General features: G+C 50.3%; 19 protein-coding genes. 3 read left to right on the forward strand and 16 right to left on the reverse strand.

Going from position 1 to position 21,701, the window contains the following annotated elements:
• Window positions 1-25: 25 nt before the first annotated feature.
• From FFS57_RS03915 to mnmG, 16 genes are all read right to left on the reverse strand, one after another.
• Window positions 26-3,484 (reverse strand): ATP-binding protein, encoded by a 3,459-nt coding sequence (locus tag FFS57_RS03915; protein ID WP_137936457.1) that lies wholly within the window; start codon window positions 3,482-3,484, stop codon window positions 26-28.
• Between the two features lie 855 nt (window positions 3,485-4,339).
• Window positions 4,340-6,166 (reverse strand): glutamine--fructose-6-phosphate transaminase (isomerizing), encoded by a 1,827-nt coding sequence (glmS, locus tag FFS57_RS03920; protein ID WP_137936458.1) that lies wholly within the window; start codon window positions 6,164-6,166, stop codon window positions 4,340-4,342.
• 42 nt (window positions 6,167-6,208) lie between these two features.
• Window positions 6,209-7,573 carry a bifunctional UDP-N-acetylglucosamine diphosphorylase/glucosamine-1-phosphate N-acetyltransferase GlmU gene (glmU, locus tag FFS57_RS03925; RefSeq protein WP_137936580.1) on the reverse strand — a complete coding sequence of 455 codons (1,365 nt, stop codon included), beginning with the start codon at window positions 7,571-7,573 and terminating at the stop codon, window positions 6,209-6,211.
• 108 nt (window positions 7,574-7,681) lie between these two features.
• A complete protein-coding gene (locus FFS57_RS03930; protein ID WP_137936459.1) occupies window positions 7,682-8,110 on the reverse strand; it encodes a F0F1 ATP synthase subunit epsilon in 429 nt (142 codons plus the stop codon).
• Between the two features lie 27 nt (window positions 8,111-8,137).
• Window positions 8,138-9,535 carry a F0F1 ATP synthase subunit beta gene (atpD, locus tag FFS57_RS03935; protein WP_137936460.1) on the reverse strand — a complete coding sequence of 466 codons (1,398 nt, stop codon included), beginning with the start codon at window positions 9,533-9,535 and terminating at the stop codon, window positions 8,138-8,140.
• 48 nt (window positions 9,536-9,583) lie between these two features.
• A complete protein-coding gene (gene atpG, locus FFS57_RS03940) occupies window positions 9,584-10,447 on the reverse strand; it encodes a F0F1 ATP synthase subunit gamma (RefSeq protein WP_137936461.1) in 864 nt (287 codons plus the stop codon).
• 30 nt (window positions 10,448-10,477) lie between these two features.
• On the reverse strand, window positions 10,478-12,019 hold the full coding sequence (atpA, locus tag FFS57_RS03945; protein ID WP_137936462.1) for a F0F1 ATP synthase subunit alpha: 1,542 nt from the start codon (window positions 12,017-12,019) through the stop codon (window positions 10,478-10,480).
• 8 nt (window positions 12,020-12,027) lie between these two features.
• Entirely contained in the window at window positions 12,028-12,564 is a 537-nt protein-coding gene (locus tag FFS57_RS03950; RefSeq protein WP_137936463.1) for a F0F1 ATP synthase subunit delta, read from the reverse strand.
• 7 nt (window positions 12,565-12,571) lie between these two features.
• Window positions 12,572-13,042 carry a F0F1 ATP synthase subunit B gene (locus FFS57_RS03955; protein ID WP_137936464.1) on the reverse strand — a complete coding sequence of 157 codons (471 nt, stop codon included), beginning with the start codon at window positions 13,040-13,042 and terminating at the stop codon, window positions 12,572-12,574.
• A 56-nt stretch (window positions 13,043-13,098) separates the two neighbouring features.
• Window positions 13,099-13,386, reverse strand: a complete 288-nt coding sequence (gene atpE, locus FFS57_RS03960; RefSeq protein WP_137936465.1) for a F0F1 ATP synthase subunit C — start codon at window positions 13,384-13,386, stop codon at window positions 13,099-13,101.
• A 63-nt stretch (window positions 13,387-13,449) separates the two neighbouring features.
• Complete coding sequence (gene atpB / locus FFS57_RS03965) at window positions 13,450-14,250, reverse strand: F0F1 ATP synthase subunit A (protein WP_137936466.1); 801 nt, start codon at window positions 14,248-14,250, stop codon at window positions 13,450-13,452.
• A gap of 12 nt (window positions 14,251-14,262) precedes the next feature.
• On the reverse strand, window positions 14,263-14,619 hold the full coding sequence (locus FFS57_RS03970) for an ATP synthase subunit I (protein ID WP_137936467.1): 357 nt from the start codon (window positions 14,617-14,619) through the stop codon (window positions 14,263-14,265).
• A gap of 208 nt (window positions 14,620-14,827) precedes the next feature.
• Entirely contained in the window at window positions 14,828-15,670 is an 843-nt protein-coding gene (locus tag FFS57_RS03975; protein WP_171013597.1) for a ParB/RepB/Spo0J family partition protein, read from the reverse strand.
• Window positions 15,671-15,675: 5 nt separating this feature from the next.
• Window positions 15,676-16,461 carry a ParA family protein gene (locus tag FFS57_RS03980; RefSeq protein ID WP_137936469.1) on the reverse strand — a complete coding sequence of 262 codons (786 nt, stop codon included), beginning with the start codon at window positions 16,459-16,461 and terminating at the stop codon, window positions 15,676-15,678.
• The gene (gene rsmG / locus FFS57_RS03985) at window positions 16,454-17,086 is read right to left on the reverse strand and encodes a 16S rRNA (guanine(527)-N(7))-methyltransferase RsmG (protein ID WP_137936470.1); all 633 of its coding nucleotides are present in this window, start codon (window positions 17,084-17,086) and stop codon (window positions 16,454-16,456) included. The genes FFS57_RS03980 and rsmG overlap by 8 nt, the downstream gene beginning before the upstream one ends.
• Entirely contained in the window at window positions 17,083-18,978 is a 1,896-nt protein-coding gene (gene mnmG / locus FFS57_RS03990; protein WP_137936471.1) for a tRNA uridine-5-carboxymethylaminomethyl(34) synthesis enzyme MnmG, read from the reverse strand. The genes rsmG and mnmG overlap by 4 nt, the downstream gene beginning before the upstream one ends.
• A gap of 243 nt (window positions 18,979-19,221) precedes the next feature.
• On the opposite strand from mnmG, the gene amrB reads away from it, so the two are divergent.
• Genes amrB through amrS form a run of 3 tightly spaced genes read left to right on the forward strand, consistent with a single transcriptional unit; the run spans window position 19,222 to window position 21,660 of the window.
• Window positions 19,222-20,025 carry an AmmeMemoRadiSam system protein B gene (amrB, locus tag FFS57_RS03995; protein WP_137936472.1) on the forward strand — a complete coding sequence of 268 codons (804 nt, stop codon included), beginning with the start codon at window positions 19,222-19,224 and terminating at the stop codon, window positions 20,023-20,025.
• A complete protein-coding gene (gene amrA / locus FFS57_RS04000; RefSeq protein WP_137936473.1) occupies window positions 20,022-20,585 on the forward strand; it encodes an AmmeMemoRadiSam system protein A in 564 nt (187 codons plus the stop codon). Before amrB ends, amrA begins: the two co-directional genes overlap by 4 nt.
• Before the next feature lies 1 nt (window position 20,586).
• Window positions 20,587-21,660, forward strand: coding sequence for an AmmeMemoRadiSam system radical SAM enzyme (amrS, locus tag FFS57_RS04005; protein ID WP_137936474.1), 1,074 nt, complete (start codon window positions 20,587-20,589; stop codon window positions 21,658-21,660).
• Window positions 21,661-21,701: the final 41 nt, after the last annotated feature.

Here is a 21,701-nt window from a genome sequence, read left to right on the forward strand (position 1 = left end):
CAGCCCCAATTTACTGGAAATCAAATCAAGGGAGTGTGAAATAGAAGGTCGCCCCGTCATCTACTGCAGCCTTCGCCCAAATACGCCCTGCGTGCCGATGTAACACGCGTTGTACCGTTACTAGCCCAATACCAGTCCCAGGAAAATCGTCTTGCGTGTGCAAACGCTGGAATGCATTGAACAACTTATGGGCATACTTCATGTCAAAACCAACACCGTTATCACGTATAAAATAGATCGTCTCGCCTGCTTCCATTACAACCCCCAATGCAATAAGTGCCGCAGGCTGCCGGCCAGTGTACTTCCAAGCATTACCAAGCAGATTATTGAGCATGATACGTAACAGTCCAGGGTCGCCACGCACCATCAGATTCGGTGTAATCTCGGTATGAACATGCCGATCAGGTTCATACCGTCGTAGCGTCTCCAGTATTTCTTCAGCCAGTACACTCAGGTTGACTGGAATACAACGCAGCTCGGCTCGGCCCACCTGAGATAATATCAGCAGATCATTGATCATCAATCCCATCGTATGGGCAGCATTCCGTACTTGGCCCAGGTAATACCGAGCAGTTGTATCTAGTATTGCATCATATTCTGTCAGCAGCATGCTGCTATACCCGTCAATGCTACGCAACGGTACACGCAAATCGTGCGCGACAGAGTGGCTAAATGCTTCAAGTTCCTGATTAACACGTGCAAGCTCGGCATTAATTTCATTACGTGCACGTGCCATGGTCAGATGAGTACGTACACGAGCCAGCAATTCGGAGGTGGTAAATGGCTTTGCAAGATAATCATCTGCGCCATAGTCCAATCCTTCCAGCATCGCCTCCTCTCCGGCCCGTGCTGATAGAAGAATTACTGGAATCGTTCGGGTCTGCAGATTGCCGCGCAGTTCCCGCAATAACCCGAAGCCATCAAGCCTAGGCATCATCACATCGCTGAGAATCAAGTCCGGTGGGTTCTCCTGAACACTAGCCAAGGCTGATAGACCGTCACCCACAGCTTCCACATTCCAATGGGGGCTCAGCAATCTACATAGGTATTCACGCATATCTTCATTGTCGTCAGCCAGCAAAATGTGTCCGTCAGCTATTGAACATGACTGACTCCACTCTGTCTTGGTTTCCGCCAAACCAATGGTATCCATCCCTACCTGGGATTGATTCGCTGAATTGCGTGATGTCCAATGAGATGCCTCAAGTACATAAGACGATATCCGAACTGGCGCTGGTGGCGCATCATGGCCCACAACAATTTGACCAGGCAGCAGATGAGCTGCTCCGCCTGGAATCACGACTGTGAATGTGGTGCCTTCGCCTTCAACACTGGAAACCCGCACCGTACCGCCATGCAAATTGACAAGATCCTGTACCAGCGCCAAGCCTATCCCAGTCCCCTCAAAGCTACGCCCGCGTGCTTGTTCAACACGATGAAAGCGTTCGAAGAGATGGGGGAGCTCATGAGCAGGGATGCCAATTCCAGTATCACGGACCTGAAGTTCTACCTGGCCATCATTCCAATGCAGTGAAACTTCTATTTCTCCTTCATAGGTAAATTTATATGCATTCGACAATAAGTTAAGGACTATCTTTTCCCATTGTGCGCGATCCACATAAACTGGCTCAGGTAACTGGGGGCAATTGACTATCAGCTTCATCCCTGCGCGCTCGATAAGTGCACTGAATGTAAACGCCAATTCAAATGTCAATTTGGCCACATCCGTCGATTGAAACGTAAGCTGCAAACGCCCCGCTTCAATACGGGTAAAGTCTAATAAGCTGTTGACCAGTTGAAGCAACCGAATACTATTGCGATGTACAACCTCAAGACCTTCACTACTCAACGTGTGTGAGCCGGCCATTGCATCTTCGACAAGCCCCAGGATTAAGGTTAGTGGTGTTCGGAATTCATGACTGACATTACTAAAGAAAGTGGTTTTGGCACGGTCAAGCTCAGCCAGTGTTTCTGCACGTTTTTTCTCCGCCTCGTATGCACGAGCATTTGCCATCACATTCGTTACCTGATCTGCAATCGCGCGGAAAAAAGCGCGATAACGCTCGTCAAGCTGACGATGTGGACTGATACCCGCCACAAGCAATGCATAAGGCATTGATCGGTTTGAAAGCGACAGTGGTAACACAATGGCTTGTTCTACCCGCCCATGCCAGCGGCCTTCCGGTAGCGACCCGAAACGACGAGTGACATCCCCAACAATGACTTCTGCAGCAGTTTGAATAACAGTTGCGAACGGCCAAGATATTGAGTTAGCTGCTTTGCTAAAGGGCACACTGGCAACCATATCCCGACCTTCGCCTTCGAACCAGCCGCTCGCCCCCACTAACTGTGCACAATCAGCTGTTTCGTTAACGGCATAGAGCAGTACAAATGGCAGGTCCAGTTCATTACCCGACAATACCGTAACGGCAATCCGGTATGCTTCATCCTCAGATTTGGCTTCTGCTGCTCGCTCCGCCAATTCATGAAGCATTCGAATCTGGCGCTCGCTTTGTACCTTTACCGTCGTCTCCTGAACAGTATTGAGGAGACCGCCGATCTGACCATCATCTCCGGGAACCGGGCTATACGAGAAAGTAAAATATGTTTCCTCAGCCATATTCCCGCTGTTGATGAATAGCTGCAGGTCTTCGGTCCAAGTAGCTGTACCGCCAGCCAACACACTGCTGGCCATGGGCCCCGCCACATCCCACACTTCAGCCCAAACTTGTGCGGCTGGTGCTGCAAGTGACGCAGGGTGCTTATCCCGCAATATCGGGCGATAGGCATCATTATATAGGTGTAGCAACTCAGGCCCCCACCACAACAACATGGGAAAACGACTACCAAGTACAACACCAAGCATGGTCTTAAGGCTACTTGGCCAGTTTTCCAGAGGACCTAACTTGGTCTTGGACCAGTCCATCGCACGCATAATCGCCCCCATCTCACCGCCACCGACAAAAAAGTCAGCAAAGGTGCTGACTGGCGTATTGTCATCAGCAACAACTTGAGCGTTGTCAGCCCCAACCATTAAATACTGGATGTTTGTATCGCTTTGAGGATTTAACCAATCACGCTCAAGCTGAATGGCCGTTGCGCACATATCCTTGAACATCACTGGCTTGTGTATATAGCCATTAGCACCCAAACGGTGCACTTCATTCTTATCCAATGACAGATCTGATGTGCTAAAAATCAGCACGGGCAATGATTGGGTGCGCTGATCCGCCCGTAAACGCGCAAGTACTTGAAATCCATCAAGACGAGGCATGTGAAGATCAAGCAACACAAGTCGGGGCAAGGCTATTGACATCTTGTCTGGTGAGCCATCTTTTCCCAAAAGGTAATCCAGTGCAGCCTCACCGTCATGCACGATCTGGATAATGATGTTCGACTTGTTGACTTTGAAGGCGAATAGAAACAACTCCGCAGTTGCAGAGTTATCTTCTACCAGCAGAATATCTGGTGCATTTAAGCTCATAATGACAAGCGGTGATCATGTCCCATTGAATAGGCAACGGAAGTACCAAGCCAATACAGTGCGGCAATCTACTGCGCTAAGACACATTTCAAACAAAGTAGGCTGTAATCAAAAACACTGTCTAGCAGAACCTGTTCAAGATCTGTCACAAGCATCCACCAGCCAAGGCGAGATCGAACTTTCATTTGGCATAGGAGCCAGGCTAGAGGTGAATCGCCAAGTAGGATACAGCACCTAAAATCCTCAGCTGATTTATGCCCAAAGCGTACTTTAGTGGTGAAAGTGTGCTTGTCCTACACAAAAGCTCGCATGCCAGACATGCAAAAGCCATAGCTTGGGATGCCATTGGCAAGTTCGATCCCGCCTTGTCCACTAGCAGTGGTAAAACACAACACAAAAACCGGAATGCAGGCGTGACACACGAGAACATTGAGCACGGATTGCAGTTGTGTAATAAAACTTTGAATAGACTTTTAGAGCTGATCAGATGACCTATATCTCTTTAAGCATAGGGCTGTCTGAACCGGGCTGCCTATGCTTTTTCCAGACACATCTATTTAAATTTTTCGTATAAATACATACACATCTAGGCAACCATCCAAATTGAAATTAGGCATGCCCGTTACCACTACACCCACTTCGAGCTGTATCCGAGATTGCTTGTATTCATTCTCATCACTTCATAATTTAGCTGGCTTCCCAGCGTCACGATGACAAACTCATCACAATCAATAGATGAAATGTAAAATGGGCCGCCAAAGCGACCCATTTCATTTTGACCAACAGTTGACGGGATAATCATTATTTGATCGACAACCCTTGCTCAACGTACACCATTAAATGGTGATAAACCATTTACTCCACAGTGACACTTTTTGCCAAATTACGTGGTTTATCAACATCTGTGCCACGCTGTAGCGCAGCATGATAAGCAAGTAGCTGAACTGGCACGGCATGCACAACCGGGCTCAAAACACCCACATGACGTGGTGTACGGATGACATGCACCCCCTCGGATTCACTGAAATGGCTATCCAAATCAGCAAACACAAACAGTTCACCACCACGAGCACGGACTTCCTGCATATTAGATTTCACCTTTTCCAACAGGGCGTCATTGGGCGCAATCACAACTACAGGCATATTATCGTCTACCAATGCCAATGGGCCATGCTTGAGCTCCCCTGCCGGATAGGCCTCTGCATGAATGTAGGAAATTTCCTTCAGCTTCAGTGCACCTTCCAGTGCAATCGGATAATGTACGCCACGCCCCAAGAACAGTGCATGTTCTTTTGGTGAGAAACGCTCTGCCCAGATTTTAATTTGCGGCTCAAGATTAAGCGCATGCTGTACGCTGCCTGGTAAGTGCCGCAGGGCGTCCAAATAGCTGTGCTCCTGCTCCACAGTCAAACATTGCTTCATCTTCGCCAGTGTGACGGTCAACGCAAACAAAGCCAACAGCTGAGTCGTAAATGCTTTTGTCGAAGCTACACCAATTTCTGCGCCAGCACGCGTGTAGAACACCAGATCAGACGCTCGTGGAATAGCACTCTCACGCACATTGCAGATCGACAGTGTTTTGTTATGACCGATTGACTTCGCATATTTCAGCGCTTCCATCGTATCCAATGTTTCACCTGACTGTGAAATAGTCACAACCAGCCAATTAGAGTTGGCCACAGCGTCACGGTAGCGGTACTCACTGGCAATTTCTACTTGACAAGGTACCTTGGCAATCGATTCCAGCCAGTAGCGAGCAACAGAACCAGCGTAGTAACTGGTACCACATGCAAGAATCAGCACACCCTCTACTTTGCTGAGCATGTCAGCAGCATTGTCACCAAACAACTCTGGTGCAAAACCTGCCTCAAGTAGCGGCTCAATCGTGTCGGATAACGCTTTAGGTTGCTCGTGGATTTCTTTCTGCATGAAATGGCTATATGGACCAAGCTCAAGTGAAGCGAGGGATACATCGCTTACATGCACTTTGCGATCCGCAGGGGCACGATCCTTGTCCAAAATGACCACTTGGTCTCGACGCAGCTCAGCCACATCACCTTCTTCCAGGAAGATTACGCGACGTGTAGCTGAAATGATGGCTGAAACATCAGACGCAACAAAGTTCTCCCCCTCACCCAAACCAATCAGCAATGGGCAACCCATCCTTGCGCAAGCCATAACTTCTGGCTGATCCTTTGCCATTACTGCAATAGCAAAAGCACCCACCAGCTCTGATACCGCCTTCTGCACTGCAGCAAACAAATTACGCTGCTGGGTATAGTAGTAATGGACCAAATGAGCGATGACTTCGGTATCTGTTTGAGACTCGAATCGATAGCCCTTTGCCTTGAGCTCCTGGCGTTTTTCATCATGATTTTCAATGATGCCATTATGAACAACCGCAATCAGGTCACCCGAAACATGCGGATGTGCATTCGGTTCAGTTACACCACCGTGTGTCGCCCAACGAGTATGTCCAATCCCCATTAAACCCGATAAGTTGATTTCACCGGCTGCAGCCTCCATCTCCGCAACCCGCCCAACTCGGCGCACGCGTTTGATTTCGCCATCCAAGACAGCAACGCCAGCTGAATCATAACCCCGGTATTCCAGTCGTTTCAGCCCTTCTACCAGAATGGGCACTACGTTACGTTGAGCAATAGCTCCCACGATTCCGCACATCTTAAATCGCTCCTGCAGGGCCTTTTGCCCCGTCATTTACAGTTAGTCTATCTTGTCTTTCGCTGGCCGTTTCCAGGCCGGGATCGAAATTTGTCGGGCTCTAGCCAAGGTCAATTGATCTTCGGGAGCATGGCGCGTGATGGTAGAACCAGCGCCAATAGTCGCTCCTTTGGCAACAACAACAGGGGCAACCAACATGGATCCTGATCCAATAAATGCGCCATCTTCTATGACCGTATTGTGCTTGTTGACACCATCATAGTTACAAGTAATGGTACCCGCACCAACATTAACACCCTTGCCAATCATGGCATCACCCACATAGCTAAGGTGATTGACCTTGGATCCTTCGCCGATTTCTGACTTCTTGATTTCGACAAAATTACCAATGTGAACGCCACTGGCAAGGTGTGCGCCTGGGCGCAAACGTGCAAACGGGCCAATCCGACTATCTGCGCCAACACGCGCATTCTCTATATGGCTGAATGCGGCCACTTGGGTGTCCGCTGCAATCTCAGCATCTTTGATAACCGTATTCGGCCCAACGCGAACACGGTCACCCAGCACTACCTTACCTTCAAACACACAGTTGACATCAATGATAACGTCGCGCCCAATTTCCAATTGACCACGAATATCAACCCTGGCAGGGTCAAGCAGCGTCACACCTTGTTGCAACAGACGATCCGCCAACTCCAACTGATGAATACGCTCTAACTCTGCAAGCTGAACTTTGCTATTCACACCAAAAGTTTCCCAGCTGTGAGCAGGATTCACAGTAGCAATCTCCACACCGTCTGCTACTGCCATACCCACCACATCAGTCAGATAGTATTCACCTTGTGCGTTTTGATTGGATAGACGACCAAGCCACTGATGTAAATGCTTGTTTGGCAAAAGCATAATACCTGTATTGATTTCTCGGATATGTCGCTCGGCCTCCGATGCATCCTTCTCTTCAACAATACTAATTACCCGTTGATCAGCGTCACGCACAATACGGCCATATCCGGTGGCATCATCGACAATATCCGTCAGCAATACCATCTTGTCACCCTGACCTGCATCCAACATTTGCTGCAAGGTTATAAGACGAATCAAGGGCACGTCACCATAAAGCACCAACGTCGATCCAGTCTCAGGAAGAGCTGGCAATGCCATCTGGACTGCATGACCAGTACCCAGTTGCTGATCTTGCAATGCCCATTCACAACTCACATCAGCAAGTGCTTCCCGCACCAAATCGCCACCATGACCATAGACAATACATAGTTGTTCTGGATTCAACGTCATTGCCGTATCGACCACATGACGTAGCATGGGTCGACCAGCGATAGCATGAAGTACTTTGGGTAGATCGGAATACATGCGCTTACCCTTGCCTGCCGCAAGAATAACACATGACAGAGCCATATATTTATTTATCATAAAATTCTGATTTGCTGATACGAGCAATAAAAAAGGCAACCCGAAGGCTGCCTTTTGCGTTTGGTGCTACTTGCTTGCGCACAGGACTTAATGACCTTTCTTGCGCAACTTCTGAATCGCAGCCAACTGTGCCACAGCTTCGGCCAATTCAGCCTGGGCTTTGGCATAATCCAGATTAGCAGAACGATTCGTCAATGCTTCTTCGGCTCGTTTCTTGGCTTCCAACGCTTTGGCTTCATCCAAATCACCACCACGTACAGCGGTATCGGCAAGGATTGTTACCACATGCGGTTGAACCTCAATCATGCCGCCAGACACGAAAACGAAAACTTCTTCGCCCGCGCCATTAGCCGGTACGATTCGTACCGGCCCCGGCTTGATCATTGCCAAGAGCGGTGCGTGACGTGGATAAACACCGAGCTCGCCGCCTTCAGCCGGGGCAACCAAAAATTCGGCCGTTCCGGAATAAATCGACTCTTCGCCGCTTACCACATCTACATGCATCGTCATCGCCATGATCCCTCCTAGTAAGTACAGGTACGATTACTGCAGGGTCTTAGCTTTTTCGGTAGCTTCATCAATGGTACCGACCATGTAGAACGCCTGCTCTGGCAGATGATCGTAATCGCCACTGATGATGCCCTTGAAGCCTTTGATCGTATCTTTGAGGGATACATATTTACCAGGTGAGCCGGTAAATACTTCTGCAACGTGGAATGGTTGGGACAAGAAACGCTGAATCTTACGAGCACGTGCCACAATTAACTTATCTTCCGGTGACAGTTCGTCCATACCCAGAATCGCAATGATGTCGCGCAGCTCTTTGTAACGTTGTAATGTAGACTGAACACCACGAGCCACATTGTAATGCTCTTCACCAACCACCAACGGATCTAGCTGACGAGAAGTCGAATCCAGCGGGTCAACCGCCGGATAAATACCCAATGCAGCAATGTCACGAGACAGAACAACCGTAGCATCCAAGTGAGCAAATGTTGTGGCAGGCGATGGGTCGGTCAAATCATCTGCAGGTACATAAACCGCTTGGATCGAAGTAATCGAGCCAGTCTTAGTTGATGTAATACGCTCTTGCAAGCGACCCATTTCTTCCGCCAATGTTGGCTGGTAACCTACCGCAGAAGGCATACGACCCAACAAAGCTGATACCTCAGTACCTGCCAAGGTGTAACGATAAATGTTGTCTACGAACAACAATACGTCACGACCTTTACCGGAGGCATCCTTCTCATCACGGAAGTATTCAGCCATGGTCAAGCCAGTCAACGCAACACGTAGGCGGTTACCTGGTGGTTCGTTCATCTGACCATATACCATTGCTACTTTATCAAGGACGTTCGAGTCCTTCATTTCATGGTAGAAGTCGTTACCTTCACGAGTACGCTCACCTACACCAGCGAATACAGACAGACCGGAGTGTGCCTTCGCGATGTTGTTGATGAGTTCCATCATGTTTACGGTCTTACCGACACCGGCACCACCGAACAGACCTACCTTACCGCCCTTTGCAAATGGGCACAGCAAGTCAATTACCTTGATACCAGTTTCCAGCAATTCAGTCGCAGAGCTCAGCTCGTCAAAAGCTGGCGCCTTACGGTGGATCGACCATTTAGAGTCAGCCTCAACAGGGCCGGCTTCATCAACGGGATTACCCAAAACGTCCATGATACGACCCAGCGTAGCTGTACCTACTGGAACCGAAATCGGGGCTCCAGTATTGTTAACAACTGTGCCGCGCTTGATACCATCCGTGGAACCCATCGCAATGGTACGGACCACGCCGTCGCCGAGCTGTTGCTGTACTTCCAGCGTCAGATCGCCTTCGGCCAACTTCAGTGCGTCATAGACCTTCGGCATAGCATCGCGAGGAAATTCCACGTCGACGACAGCGCCGATGATCTGAACGATTTTACCTTGGCTCATCGTTGCTTCCTAAAACGTTAAATACGGTTACCTATTGGCGATCTGCGCTTATACCGCTGCCGCACCGGAGACGATTTCCGCCAATTCTTTCGTAATGGCGGCTTGGCGAGTCTTGTTATAGACCAGCTTCAATTCGTCGATGATATTACCGGCATTGTCAGAGGCAGCCTTCATAGCCACCATCCGAGCACTTTGTTCCGACGCCATATTCTCTGCTACCCCCTGATACACCAAGGCATCGATATAACGTAACAACAATTGCTCGACAACGGTCTTCGGATCGGGCTCGTAAAGGTAATCCCAAGCATGCTCACGATCACCAAGTTTTTCGCCACGGATCGGCAACACTTGTTCAACAACCGGCTCTTGCTTCATCGTATTGATGAAATGGTTGTAGACAATGTGAAGCTCGTCGATTTTACCTTCCAAGAAGGCATCGACCTGAACCTTGACCGGACCAATCAACGATTCCATGTGCGGCGCATCACCGAGACCGGCGACATGCGACACGACGTTGGCACCCATGCGCTGCATAAAGCCGAAACCCTTACCACCGATTGTGGTAACGTCGACTTGCACACCCGCTTGGCTCCATTCTTTCATCTTGTTGACCGTGATACGCAAGGCGTTGGTATTCAAACCACCGCACAAGCCTTTATCCGAGGTCACGACGATCAAACCAACACGCTTGACCGTTTCGCGTACAGAGAAGAACGGATGCTGATAATCCTGAAATGCTTGAGAAAGATGCGCCGCAACACGACGCACTTTCTCACCATAAGGCCGGATCGCTTTCATACGATCTTGGGCCTTACGCATTTTGGACGCCGCAACCATCTCCATGGCACGCGTGATCTTTTGCGTGTTTTGCACGCTCTTGATCTTGTTGCGTATCTCTTTTCCGCTAGCCATGATCAGAACCTATCCAAAGCAATGTTTCGATTAATAAGCCGAGCTTGCTTTGAACGATTCGATCGCAGCGCATGCTTTCTTCTCGTCGTCACCGGACAATTCGCCGGTTTCATCAACGCGCTTCAACACATCAGCCAGATTGGCACGTGCATAGGAGCGGAAAGCAGATTCGAATGCCAGCGCTTTTTCAACCGGGATATCGTCATAGTAGCCCTTGTTGACTGCCAACAACGTGAGTGTCATTTCAGACACTTTGAGCGGATGGTATTGACCTTGCTTCATCAATTCGGTTACACGACGGCCACGCTCAAGCTGCTTGCGTGTTACATCGTCCAAATCAGAAGCAAATTGGGCAAACGCAGCCAATTCACGATATTGCGCCAAGTCAGTACGAATACCACCTGACAACTTCTTGATCGCCTTGGTCTGTGCTGCACCACCTACACGGGAAACCGAGATACCCGCGTTGATCGCAGGACGGATACCGGAGTTGAACAGGTCCGTTTCCAAGAAGATCTGGCCGTCAGTAATCGAAATTACGTTGGTCGGTACGAAAGCAGAAACGTCACCAGCTTGGGTTTCAATGATTGGCAACGCGGTCAACGACCCTGTTTTGCCCTTCACTTCACCATTGGTGAATTTCTCAACATATTCTTCATTAACACGTGCTGCACGCTCCAACAAGCGGGAGTGCAAGTAGAATACGTCCCCAGGGTACGCTTCACGACCCGGCGGACGGCGTAGCAGCAACGAAATCTGGCGATAAGCAACCGCTTGCTTGGACAGATCGTCATAAACAATCAACGCATCCTGACCACGATCACGGAAGTACTCACCCATGGTGCAACCAGAATATGCAGAAATAAACTGCATTGCAGCAGACTCAGAAGCGGACGATGCAACGATGATGGTATGTCCCATCGCGCCGTGCTCTTCCAGCTTGCGTACAACGTTCGCAATCGAAGATGCCTTCTGGCCAATCGCAACGTAAATACAAATTACGCCGGTATCTTTCTGATTGATGATGGTATCCAGCGCAACAGCTGTTTTACCTGTTTGACGGTCACCAATGATCAACTCACGTTGACCACGACCAACCGGTACCATCGCATCAATAGCCTTTAAGCCAGTTTGCATTGGCTGGCCAACCGATTTACGCGCAATTACACCAGGCGCAATCTTTTCGATCGGATTAGTCAACTTAGCATTAATAGGGCCCTTGCCATCAATAGGCTGCCCCAGAGAATTGACAACGCGGCCAATCAACTCTGGACCAACGGGCACTTCCAAAATGCGACCAGTACATTTGACTTCATCGCCTTCGGAAATGTGTTCATACTCACCCAGAATTACCGCACCTACGGAATCGCGCTCCAAATTGAGCGCCAGACCAAATGTATTATTCGGGAACTCCAGCATTTCGCCCTGCATCACCTCGGACAGGCCGTGGACGCGGACGATACCGTCAGTGACCGAGACCACGGTGCCTTTGGTGCGGCTTTCCGCGCCGTCAGCCAGGCCGGCGATCTTGCTCTTGATCAGATCACTGATTTCAGAGGGGTTTAACTGCATGATATCTCCTAACTCTTAAGCCTGAACGCCATGGCTTGCAGCTTGCCACGAACGGATGCATCGATGATTTCATCACCAATTTCAATGCGCACGCCACCCATAAGGCTGGGATCCACACTAACCTGGGCATCCACTTTTTGCTTGAAGCGCGTCTCAAGCTTCGCAACAAGGCCTTGCAATTGTGCGCCTTCCAGAGGAAAGGCAGACACGACACGCGCTTCTACCGTGCTGTTGAGTGCAGATTTCAGCTGCTCAAACTGCGCCGCAATTTCGGGCAACAATACGAGGCGGCCATTTTCTTGCAAGGTAGTAATCAGATTTTTAACCTGATCATCTACCTTGTCACCCAACAAGTCCGACAACAACGACTTCACTTGACTGGCGGAAAACTTCGGGTTGGTCACGACTTCTTTAATATCGTCATGGACAACCACGGCCGCCAACACATTTAGCACGTCGGACCACTTGGCAAACGCATTGCTTTCCTTGGCGAGGCGAAACAGCCCTTCTGCGTAAGGCCTAGCGACTGTAACGATTTCTGCCATGAGATTCTTACAATTCCGCTTGAATCGAAGCCAACAGATCGGCATGCTTGGCCGCGTCGATTTCCTTGCGCAGAATCTTTTCTGCGCCGGCTACCGCCAGACCAGCCACCTGAGCGCGTAGCGCCTCTTTGGCCCGAAACACTTCTTGATCGATCTCCGCCAGCACCGCAGCTTTTTCGCGATCCCCAGTTTGACGCGCTTCTTCTTTCGCTTCGTCAATCAGTTGAGATGCACGCTTTTCAGCTTGGGCGATGATTTCGGATGCTTGTTGCTTGGCTTCGCGCAACTTTTCAGCTGCGGCTTTTTCAGCATTCTTCAGATCTTGATTGGCACGATCTGCAGCAGCCAAACCATCGGCGATACGCTTAGCGCGCTCGTCCAGCATCTGCGTCAGCGGAGGCCAAACAAACTTCATGGTGAAGATCACCAGCAGGGCGAAGGTAATCGCTTGCCCAAGCAGTGATGCATTAATATCCATGGTTGTTTTTCCTCGTTAAATCATTATCAAACCAACTGAACCAACCTAAGGCTCAATTAGCCAGCGATGCGAGCGAGGATCGGGCTCAGGAACGGATTGTTGAAGGTGTACAGCATTGCAACACCAACGCCGATCATGGAGATCGCATCCAACAGACCAGCGATAATGAACAGCTTAGTTTGCAGTACAGGGATCATTTCTGGCTGGCGAGCAGAGGATTCCAGGAATTTGCCACCGAGGATCGCGAAGCCCAGAGCGGTACCGATCGCTGCCAAGCCAATAATGAAGGCGGCGGCGATAACGGTCAGGCCTTGTACGTTAGCAATCAGTTGTGCTGCTTCCATTTATATCTCCTAGATTAAGGACGTGTTACTAAAAGGGTTTGAAAAACGATTACAGCTTCAAATTTAGTGATCCTCTACCGCCAGGCTCAGATACACGATGGTTAACATCATGAATACAAACGCTTGCAGTGTTACCACCAGAATGTGGAAGATCGCCCAAGGCGCACCCAACATCCACTGAATCCACCACGGCAGCAGTGCAATCAGAATGAAGATCAGCTCACCGGCATACATATTGCCGAACAGACGCAGTGCCAACGAGATCGGTTTAGCAACCAATTCGATCATCTGGAATGCGAAATTGATGGGCGCCAGCACAATTGCCATTGGACCACTAGCATGGAATGGCGCCGTAAAGAGCTCTTTGGTGTAGCCACCAACACCCTTGGCACTGATACTGAAACCAATGATCAGGAACATTACCGAAATTGACATAGCAAATGTCTGGTTCACGTCAGCAGTCGGTACTGCACGCAAATAGTGAACACCAAACCAACCAGCGACTTTAGGCAACAAATCAACCGGCAAGAAGTCCATCGAATTCATCAGGAAAACCCAAACAAAAATCGTGAGACTCAAAGGACCAATGACTTTGCTTTTAGCATGAAAAGCATCCTTGATTTGAGAGTCGACCATTTCGACAATCAACTCAACGAAGTTTTGCAAGCGCCCAGGCACACCAGATGTTGCACGGCGAGCCACCAAACCAAAAATGAATAAAAAGATAAAGCCGAGGAACAGACCAATCCAGAATGTATCCAAATTGAAGCGCCAAAAACCTTCACCATGAGACTGCAGGAAGGTTAAGTGGTGCTTGATGTACTCGGTTGCGTTTGCAGGTGCTTGTGCGTGTTCTGCCGACATTATTTTCAACCACTAGTTTTTGAACATGAGCGCCACCCAGTATCCAAGCGTTGTCGCCAGATACCCCCCGAACAATGCGGGCGCGGACAAGTTGTTTCTCAAAAAAATCACCGCCAGCGCGAACAAAATCACGACAGCAGTGAACTTGAGCATTTCTGCAGCAAAATGCGCCCTGACAATCACTTGAGGCGCACGATTGCGACCGCCATATGCCACGACCGCATAAACCAAGCTGGACCCCACGCCGATCGCCCCACCAATCAGTGAGGACAGCGCAGTACCCTTGCCCGCCAGCCACCATAGAAAGAAGGTCAGCAAACTTACAAACATGAGTTGCAAGCTGACAACCCGACGAACTTGGTGATTCAAGAGCGGAACCTGGCCTTAACAAACCTGTCGATTGTAGTCATGAAAAGTCTTAATAGTCAACACGATGATCGCCACGCAACCGCATCAGGGTTGATTTATCAGTGCTTTTTGATATTAGAATGTTCGGAAAGCCATTCCGGATATGACTACATCAGCACAGAAACTTGATATCCGATTGTAACAACGAATATTCAGCTCAAGAAAAGTCTTAACGCAATCGCTCCAACAATCCATCCAATTGATCCAGTGAGCCATATTCGATGGTAATTTTACCCGCCCCACGCCGGCCGGATTGAATGCGAACCTTGGTACCAATACGCTCGGAAATCTCTTCCTCCAGGCGCAGCACGTCTGGATCCGCTATTGGCTTTTCGCGCTCAGCAATAGGCTCCAACAAGTGCTGAACCAAACGCTCGGTATCGCGCACCGACATGCCTTTCTCAGCTATCTGTCGTGCCACATCAATTTGCTGCATTATCGGCAGACTGAGCAACGCGCGCGCATGTCCCATATCCAACAGCCCTTCGGACACCAAGTCACGAACCGGCTCTGGTAAATTGAGTAATCGCAACAAATTGGATACGGCACTGCGAGAACGGCCAAGCACTTGCGCGCAAGATTCGTGCGTCATACCAAACTCATCAACCAGACGCTGAATACCCAAAGCTTCTTCCAATGGATTGAGATCTTCTCGTTGGATATTTTCAATCAACGCCATGGCAAGCGCAGCCTCATCAGCCACAACCCTTACTACAACCGGCACGTGCATTAACCCGGCCATTCTGGCCGCACGCCAACGACGCTCACCGGCAATAATTTCATACCCCCCGGATACCAGCAGACGCGCCAAGATAGGCTGCATCAAGCCCTGCGACTTAATTGATGCCGCTAGCTCGGCTAGTGCCACCTGATCCATCCGCGTACGAGGTTGATATTTGCCTGGCTTGAGTTGGTCAATTTGCAGATTGAGTAACTGCTCAGCCGGCACATCCACCCGAGTTTCACCAAGGAGCGCATCCAGGCCGCGCCCAAGCCCTTTTAGTTTAACCATGGGTATCAGCCAACTGTTGCTGCGCCAACAGGCGCTTTTCGCAGGATTTCTTCCGCCAACGCAAGATAGGCTTGCGCACCTCTTGACCCTTTGTCATAAGCCAATGCTGGCAAACCGTGACTCGGCGCTTCAGCAAGACGAACATTACGCGGAATGACCGTGTCATAGACCTTGTCGCCGAAATGCTGCTTCAGTTGCTCTGCAACCTGCTGAGCCAAAGTGCTACGTGAGTCATACATTGTACGCAGCAAGCCTTCAATTTCGATTTGTGCATTCAAACTTTGACGAACCTTGCGAAGGGTATTGATCAGATCCGTCAGTCCTTCCAGTGCGTAGTATTCACACTGCATGGGAATCATCACCCGCTCAGCTGCCACCAAGCCATTCAGCGTCAGCAAGTTCAAGGCTGGTGGACAATCGATAAGCACGAAGTCGTAATCTGCATGTAATGGTTCAAGAGCGCGCTTTAGACGAGTCTCCCGCCCCTCTAAGTCAACCAATTCAATCTCCGCCCCTCCCAACTCCCGATTGGCCGGCAGTACATCAAAGTCCCCACCCTCAGAGCGATGCAGGGCTGTGCGTATATCCGCCCCACCCAACAACACGTGGTACACAGACAGAGGCAGTTGCCCCTTTGCCACACCACTCCCCATGGTGGCATTACCCTGTGGGTCAAGATCCACCAGCAACACTCGCTTACCGATAGAAGCCAGGCTGGCGGACAGATTAACGGCTGTTGTTGTTTTACCAACTCCACCTTTTTGATTGGTGATGGCAATGATTCTAAGCATTGGACACCGCCTGCATGATCACCAGATGACGCTCGGCATCCAACCCTGGGATGTGAAGCGGCGTAACGTTCTTTAAGATAATGTCTTTTGGTAGCAAAGCGATTTCTTCGTAAGGGTGGACACCTTTCATCGCAATCCAACAACCATCGTCCGCCACTAAAGCTCGACTTAGACGAATGAAATCATTCAGATCAGAAAATGCGCGAGAGGTAATCACATCGAACGGCTCCTCCACCGTCAGCGCTTCGACCCGGCCTGTCACCACCGTGACATTATTAAGCCCCAGGTCAATCACCGCCTGACGAAGAAAAGTCGTTTTCTTATGGTTACTATCGAGTAACGTCAGCGACCAATCCGGTCGGGCAATGGCCCAGACTATCCCTGGCTGCCCCCCCCCAGATCCGACATCCAACACATTTTTAGCCCGCACATACGGTAATGCAGCCAGACAATCCAGCAAGTGGTGGCTGACCATACGAGCATGATCCCGTATCGCGGTCAATGCATAGACTTTATTCCATTTTTCAAGCAAGGCCAGGTAATCAAGCAGCTTGCGCTGCACATCTTCGGACAGCTCAAGGCCTAACTCGGCGATACCTTGTGCCAATTGGTCGGCAAGTATCATGCGGATTTCTTTCCTGATTCGTCAAAACCGCGTTTGAGATGGATCAACAGCAGACCAATAGCGGCCGGCGTGATGCCCGAGATACGCGAGGCTTGGCCCAACGTTTCCGGGCGATGCGTATTGAGCTTCTGCTGAACTTCTTTCGACAAACCTTTGACTTGTGTGTAGTCGATATCCTCAGGTAGCTTGACATGCTCAAGCCCTTCTCTGCGGGCGACTTCATCGGCCTGACGATTGATGTAGCCCTCGTATTTGACCTGAATCTCGACCTGTTCCGCAACCTCTGGATCCACAACACCCACACCAGCGATCGGCAAGGACATCAATTGAGCATAAGTCACACCGGGTCGGCGTAACAAATCCGCCAAACGATACTCGCGCTCGATGGCTTGCCCCAATACACGTTCAGCGTCCTCACGCGGCAAATTACGCGGATTTGCCCAGGTAGATTTGAGTCGTTCGAATTCAGTTGCAATGGCATCACGCTTGCGGCAGAACGCATCCCATTGCGCGTCGCCCACCACCCCCAACTTACGCCCCATTTCGGTCAGCCTGAGATCCGCATTGTCTTCACGCAATTGCAGACGGAATTCGGCACGGCTGGTAAACATACGATATGGCTCGGTGACACCCCGAGTGATCAAATCATCCACCAACACGCCAAGATAGGCGGCATCTCGTGCAGGACACCACGGATCACGCCCTTGCACTTGCAGAGCAGCATTGATACCTGCGAACAGACCTTGCGCAGCAGCTTCTTCATACCCGGTTGTACCATTGATCTGCCCGGCAAAGAACAACCCATGAATGGATTTGGTTTCAAAGCTGGACTTCAAATTACGCGGGTCATAGTAGTCATACTCAATGGCATAGCCAGGGCGCAGAATATGCGCATTTTCCAGGCCTTGCATCGAGCGCACTGCAGCCAGTTGAACATCGAATGGCAACGAGGTCGAAATCCCGTTTGGATAGATCTCGTTGGTTTGCAGACCTTCTGGTTCAAGAAATATCTGGTGGCTATTCTTGTCGGTAAAACGATTGATTTTGTCCTCAATGGATGGGCAGTATCTGGGCCCTACACCCTCGATGATTCCGGTAAACATCGGCGAACGATCAAAACCAGAACGGATGATCTCGTGCGTCCGCTCATTGGTGTGAGTAATCCAGCAAGGCAGTTGCTTAGGATGTAATGTGCGGCTACCACGATAGGAGAATACTGGCTCTGGCGCATCACCAGGCTGCGCTTCCAGTACACTGTAATCAATGGTACGGCCATCAATACGCGGAGGCGTACCTGTTTTCAATCTGCCAACAGGTAGCTGTAGCTCCCGCAGCCGGCTGGCCAACGTGATGGAAGCCGGATCACCCGCACGACCACCGACATGATTTTCCAGGCCAACATGGATCTTTCCACCCAGAAAAGTCCCCGCTGTCAGTACGACTGATCGGGCAGTAAAGTGAATACCAATCTGCGTGACGACCCCTGATACTCGATCACCATCCAACAATATGTCATCAACCGCCTGTTGAAACAGTGTCAGATTGGACTGATTTTCCAACATGGTGCGAATCGCTGCCTTGTATAGCACACGGTCAGCTTGAGCCCGCGTTGCACGCACTGCTGGGCCTTTTGAGGAATTCAGAGTACGAAATTGGATACCACTCATATCTGTAGCCAGTGCCATGGCACCACCCAAAGCATCCACTTCCTTGACCAAATGACCTTTGCCTATCCCGCCAATGGACGGATTGCAGGACATTTGGCCAAGCGTCTCAATATTGTGAGTCAGCAACAAGGTGTTTGCGCCCATGCGTGCAGCCGCCAAGGCAGCTTCTGTGCCAGCATGGCCACCACCTACCACGATCACGTCAAATTCGGTCGGAAACAACATGGTCACAATCCACAAAGCTTGCAAAGGGGCGAGGATTTTACGTGATATTGCTAGGAAACACCAGATTATCTGGACAGTTTTCCAATAAAAACATCATGTTAATCAAAAATACATTGCATCCAGCAGATATCAATTGCCTTGCTGACCAACATATTCTTGTCTTCAATGAAACTTGAAGCATATGAAAACAACTAAATATACGTAGTCCAGAACGACGCTCATTTGTCGTGAGAGGGGGTCGCAATGTCTGCAGTTCGTCGGGCCGCTGTGGCGGGCGCGTTTTATCCTGGGCAGCACGATCAGTTGATGCGCATTGTGGATGATTTGATCGTGGATGCCGAGCGTCATGTTGTACTACCAGCCCACCCGAAAGCCATCATTGCACCTCACGCTGGCTATGTCTATTCCGGTGCAGTAGCTGCGAATGCCTATGCTGCCCTCAGGCCATTTCACGCACAAATTGAACGGGTCGTTTTGCTTGGGCCAACCCATCGTGTACCGATTCGCGGATTAGCGCTACCAGGTTGTGAAGCATTTGCCACACCGCTGGGTACTGTGCCCATTGATCAGTCCAGCTGCCGACGCCTCTGCGAGCTACCTCAAGTAGAGATCAGCGCTGCCGCGCACGCACTGGAACATTCATTGGAGGTTCACCTACCCTTCCTACAGCACGTACTGGATCACTTTTCACTCGTACCACTGGCAGTGGGCGACGCCAGCAGCGATGAAGTAGCACAAGTCATCAATTTGTTATGGGGCGGGCCTGAAACGTTGATCGTGATCAGTTCCGATCTCTCTCATTACTTGCCTTACAGCTTGGCTCAACGGGTTGATCATGATACCTGTGAAACCATTCTGGATCTGAACGACAACATCAATCACCAACAAGCCTGTGGCGCAACGCCTATCCGCGGCCTATTGAAGGTTGCCAAACAGCGGTTCCTGACCCCCTATCTGCTGGATATGCGAAATTCTGGCGATACAGCTGGCGATAAGGAACGCGTTGTTGGCTATGCAGCCTTTGCTTTTATTGAGCCAGCATCATGATTGATACTGCCTATGGCCCATTGGTATTGAACCTGGCCCGACAAGCCATTGCCGGATCACTGGGCCTTCCCTGCCATCCACCCGAACTTCCAGCAGCACTGCAAGTGTCTGGTGCCAGCTTTGTCACCCTAAAACGACAGGGTGCGCTGCGTGGTTGCATTGGCAGCTTGGAGCCCCACCGTCCTTTAGCCGATGATATCCATCACAATGCCATTGGTGCCGCGCACCGCGATCCAAGATTCCCACCGCTGTCGCTGGAAGAATGGCCGGATACGACGGTGGAAGTGTCAATCCTAACACCTGCCGAGCCCATGTTTGTTACCGACGAAATGGATTTGTTGCGCAAACTTCGTCCGGGCGTCGATGGCGTCACACTGAGCTATCGTGACCACCAAGCCACTTTTTTACCCCAAGTATGGGAGCAGCTACCCGAGCCCGTTGAATTCATCCATCAATTGAAACGCAAAGCTGGCTGGTCGATGGATTTCTGGTCGGATCAGTTGATGGTGTTTCGCTACCAGGTACAAAAGTTTGCCGATCCGGCAAGAAATCGAGGTTGAAATGACACTCCATCATCCCGCCCAATACTGGCACATGCTGGACGATGGCCGCATGCAGTGTGACCTGTGTCCTCGCGACTGTCGACTTCATGAAGGACAACAAGGCCTTTGCTTTGTCCGAATGCGGCAGAACAACCAGATGGTGCTGACCACATATGGCCGATCTTCCGGTTTTTGTATCGATCCCATCGAGAAAAAACCACTCAATCATTTTTACCCTGGATCCAGCGTTCTGAGCTTTGGTACCGCTGGTTGCAACCTAGCCTGCAAGTTTTGCCAAAACTGGGATATCTCCAAATCCCGCGAGATGGATACGCTCGCAGATGCAGCCTCTCCAACGACTATCGCCCGTGCAGCACAAGCAAGCCATTGTCGCAGCGTTGCGTTCACTTATAACGACCCGGTGATTTTTGCCGAGTATGCAATGGATATAGCTGATGCTTGCCACGATCTTGGGATCCAGACCGTTGCAGTCACTGCAGGTTACATTCACAAAGCCCCACGACAAGCGTTCTACGCCAAAATGGATGCTGCCAATGTCGATCTGAAGGGATTTACCGACGAGTTCTACGTCAAACTTTGTGGGGCCCGATTGACCCCTGTACTGGATACTCTCTCCTACCTGCATCACGAGACAAATGTCTGGCTGGAGATCACCACATTGTTGATCCCCGGGCATAATGACAGCAGCCAGGAAATCAGTTCGCAATGCGAGTGGATTGCACGCGAACTTGGGCCAACCGTGCCACTCCATTTCACTGCATTCCATCCAGACCACAAGATGCGAAATGTGCCGCAAACACCAGCAACTACCTTGTACCGAGCCAGAAATATCGCACAGCAAACCGGCTTGCAATATGTTTACACAGGCAACATCGTGGATACCGAGGGCGGTACCACTTACTGCCCAAGTTGCCATTCTGTAGTCATTGTTCGTGATTGGCATGCCATTGTGGACTATCAACTGGATGAGCAAGGTCGCTGCCAACAATGCCACACGGCCATCAACGGCCGATTCGACAGCTTTCACCATGCTTTTGGACGGCGCCGAATTCCAATTCACCTTGGCACATAGCATTCGCACCATTGCCTACTGGCAGTGGGAGCAGTCATCAC

It is taken from the genome of Chitinivorax sp. B, assembly GCF_005503445.1.
In the GTDB taxonomy this organism is placed as follows: Bacteria; Pseudomonadota; Gammaproteobacteria; order Burkholderiales; family SCOH01; genus Chitinivorax.

Coding starts and splice junctions, on each gene's coding strand:
- FFS57_RS03915 (WP_137936457.1), bottom strand. CDS start 3,484: ATGAGCTTAAATGCACCAGATATTCTGCTGGTAGAAGATAACTCTGCA.
- glmS (WP_137936458.1), bottom strand. CDS start 6,166: ATGTGCGGAATCGTGGGAGCTATTGCTCAACGTAACGTAGTGCCCATT.
- FFS57_RS03930 (WP_137936459.1), bottom strand. CDS start 8,110: ATGGCGATGACGATGCATGTAGATGTGGTAAGCGGCGAAGAGTCGATT.
- atpD (WP_137936460.1), bottom strand. CDS start 9,535: ATGAGCCAAGGTAAAATCGTTCAGATCATCGGCGCTGTCGTCGACGTG.
- atpG (WP_137936461.1), bottom strand. CDS start 10,447: ATGGCTAGCGGAAAAGAGATACGCAACAAGATCAAGAGCGTGCAAAAC.
- atpA (WP_137936462.1), bottom strand. CDS start 12,019: ATGCAGTTAAACCCCTCTGAAATCAGTGATCTGATCAAGAGCAAGATC.
- FFS57_RS03950 (WP_137936463.1), bottom strand. CDS start 12,564: ATGGCAGAAATCGTTACAGTCGCTAGGCCTTACGCAGAAGGGCTGTTT.
- FFS57_RS03955 (WP_137936464.1), bottom strand. CDS start 13,042: ATGGATATTAATGCATCACTGCTTGGGCAAGCGATTACCTTCGCCCTG.
- atpE (WP_137936465.1), bottom strand. CDS start 13,386: ATGGAAGCAGCACAACTGATTGCTAACGTACAAGGCCTGACCGTTATC.
- atpB (WP_137936466.1), bottom strand. CDS start 14,250: ATGTCGGCAGAACACGCACAAGCACCTGCAAACGCAACCGAGTACATC.
- FFS57_RS03975 (WP_171013597.1), bottom strand. CDS start 15,670: ATGGTTAAACTAAAAGGGCTTGGGCGCGGCCTGGATGCGCTCCTTGGT.
- FFS57_RS03980 (WP_137936469.1), bottom strand. CDS start 16,461: ATGCTTAGAATCATTGCCATCACCAATCAAAAAGGTGGAGTTGGTAAA.
- rsmG (WP_137936470.1), bottom strand. CDS start 17,086: ATGATACTTGCCGACCAATTGGCACAAGGTATCGCCGAGTTAGGCCTT.
- mnmG (WP_137936471.1), bottom strand. CDS start 18,978: ATGTTGTTTCCGACCGAATTTGACGTGATCGTGGTAGGTGGTGGCCAT.
- amrB (WP_137936472.1), top strand. CDS start 19,222: ATGTCTGCAGTTCGTCGGGCCGCTGTGGCGGGCGCGTTTTATCCTGGG.
- amrA (WP_137936473.1), top strand. CDS start 20,022: ATGATTGATACTGCCTATGGCCCATTGGTATTGAACCTGGCCCGACAA.
- amrS (WP_137936474.1), top strand. CDS start 20,587: ATGACACTCCATCATCCCGCCCAATACTGGCACATGCTGGACGATGGC.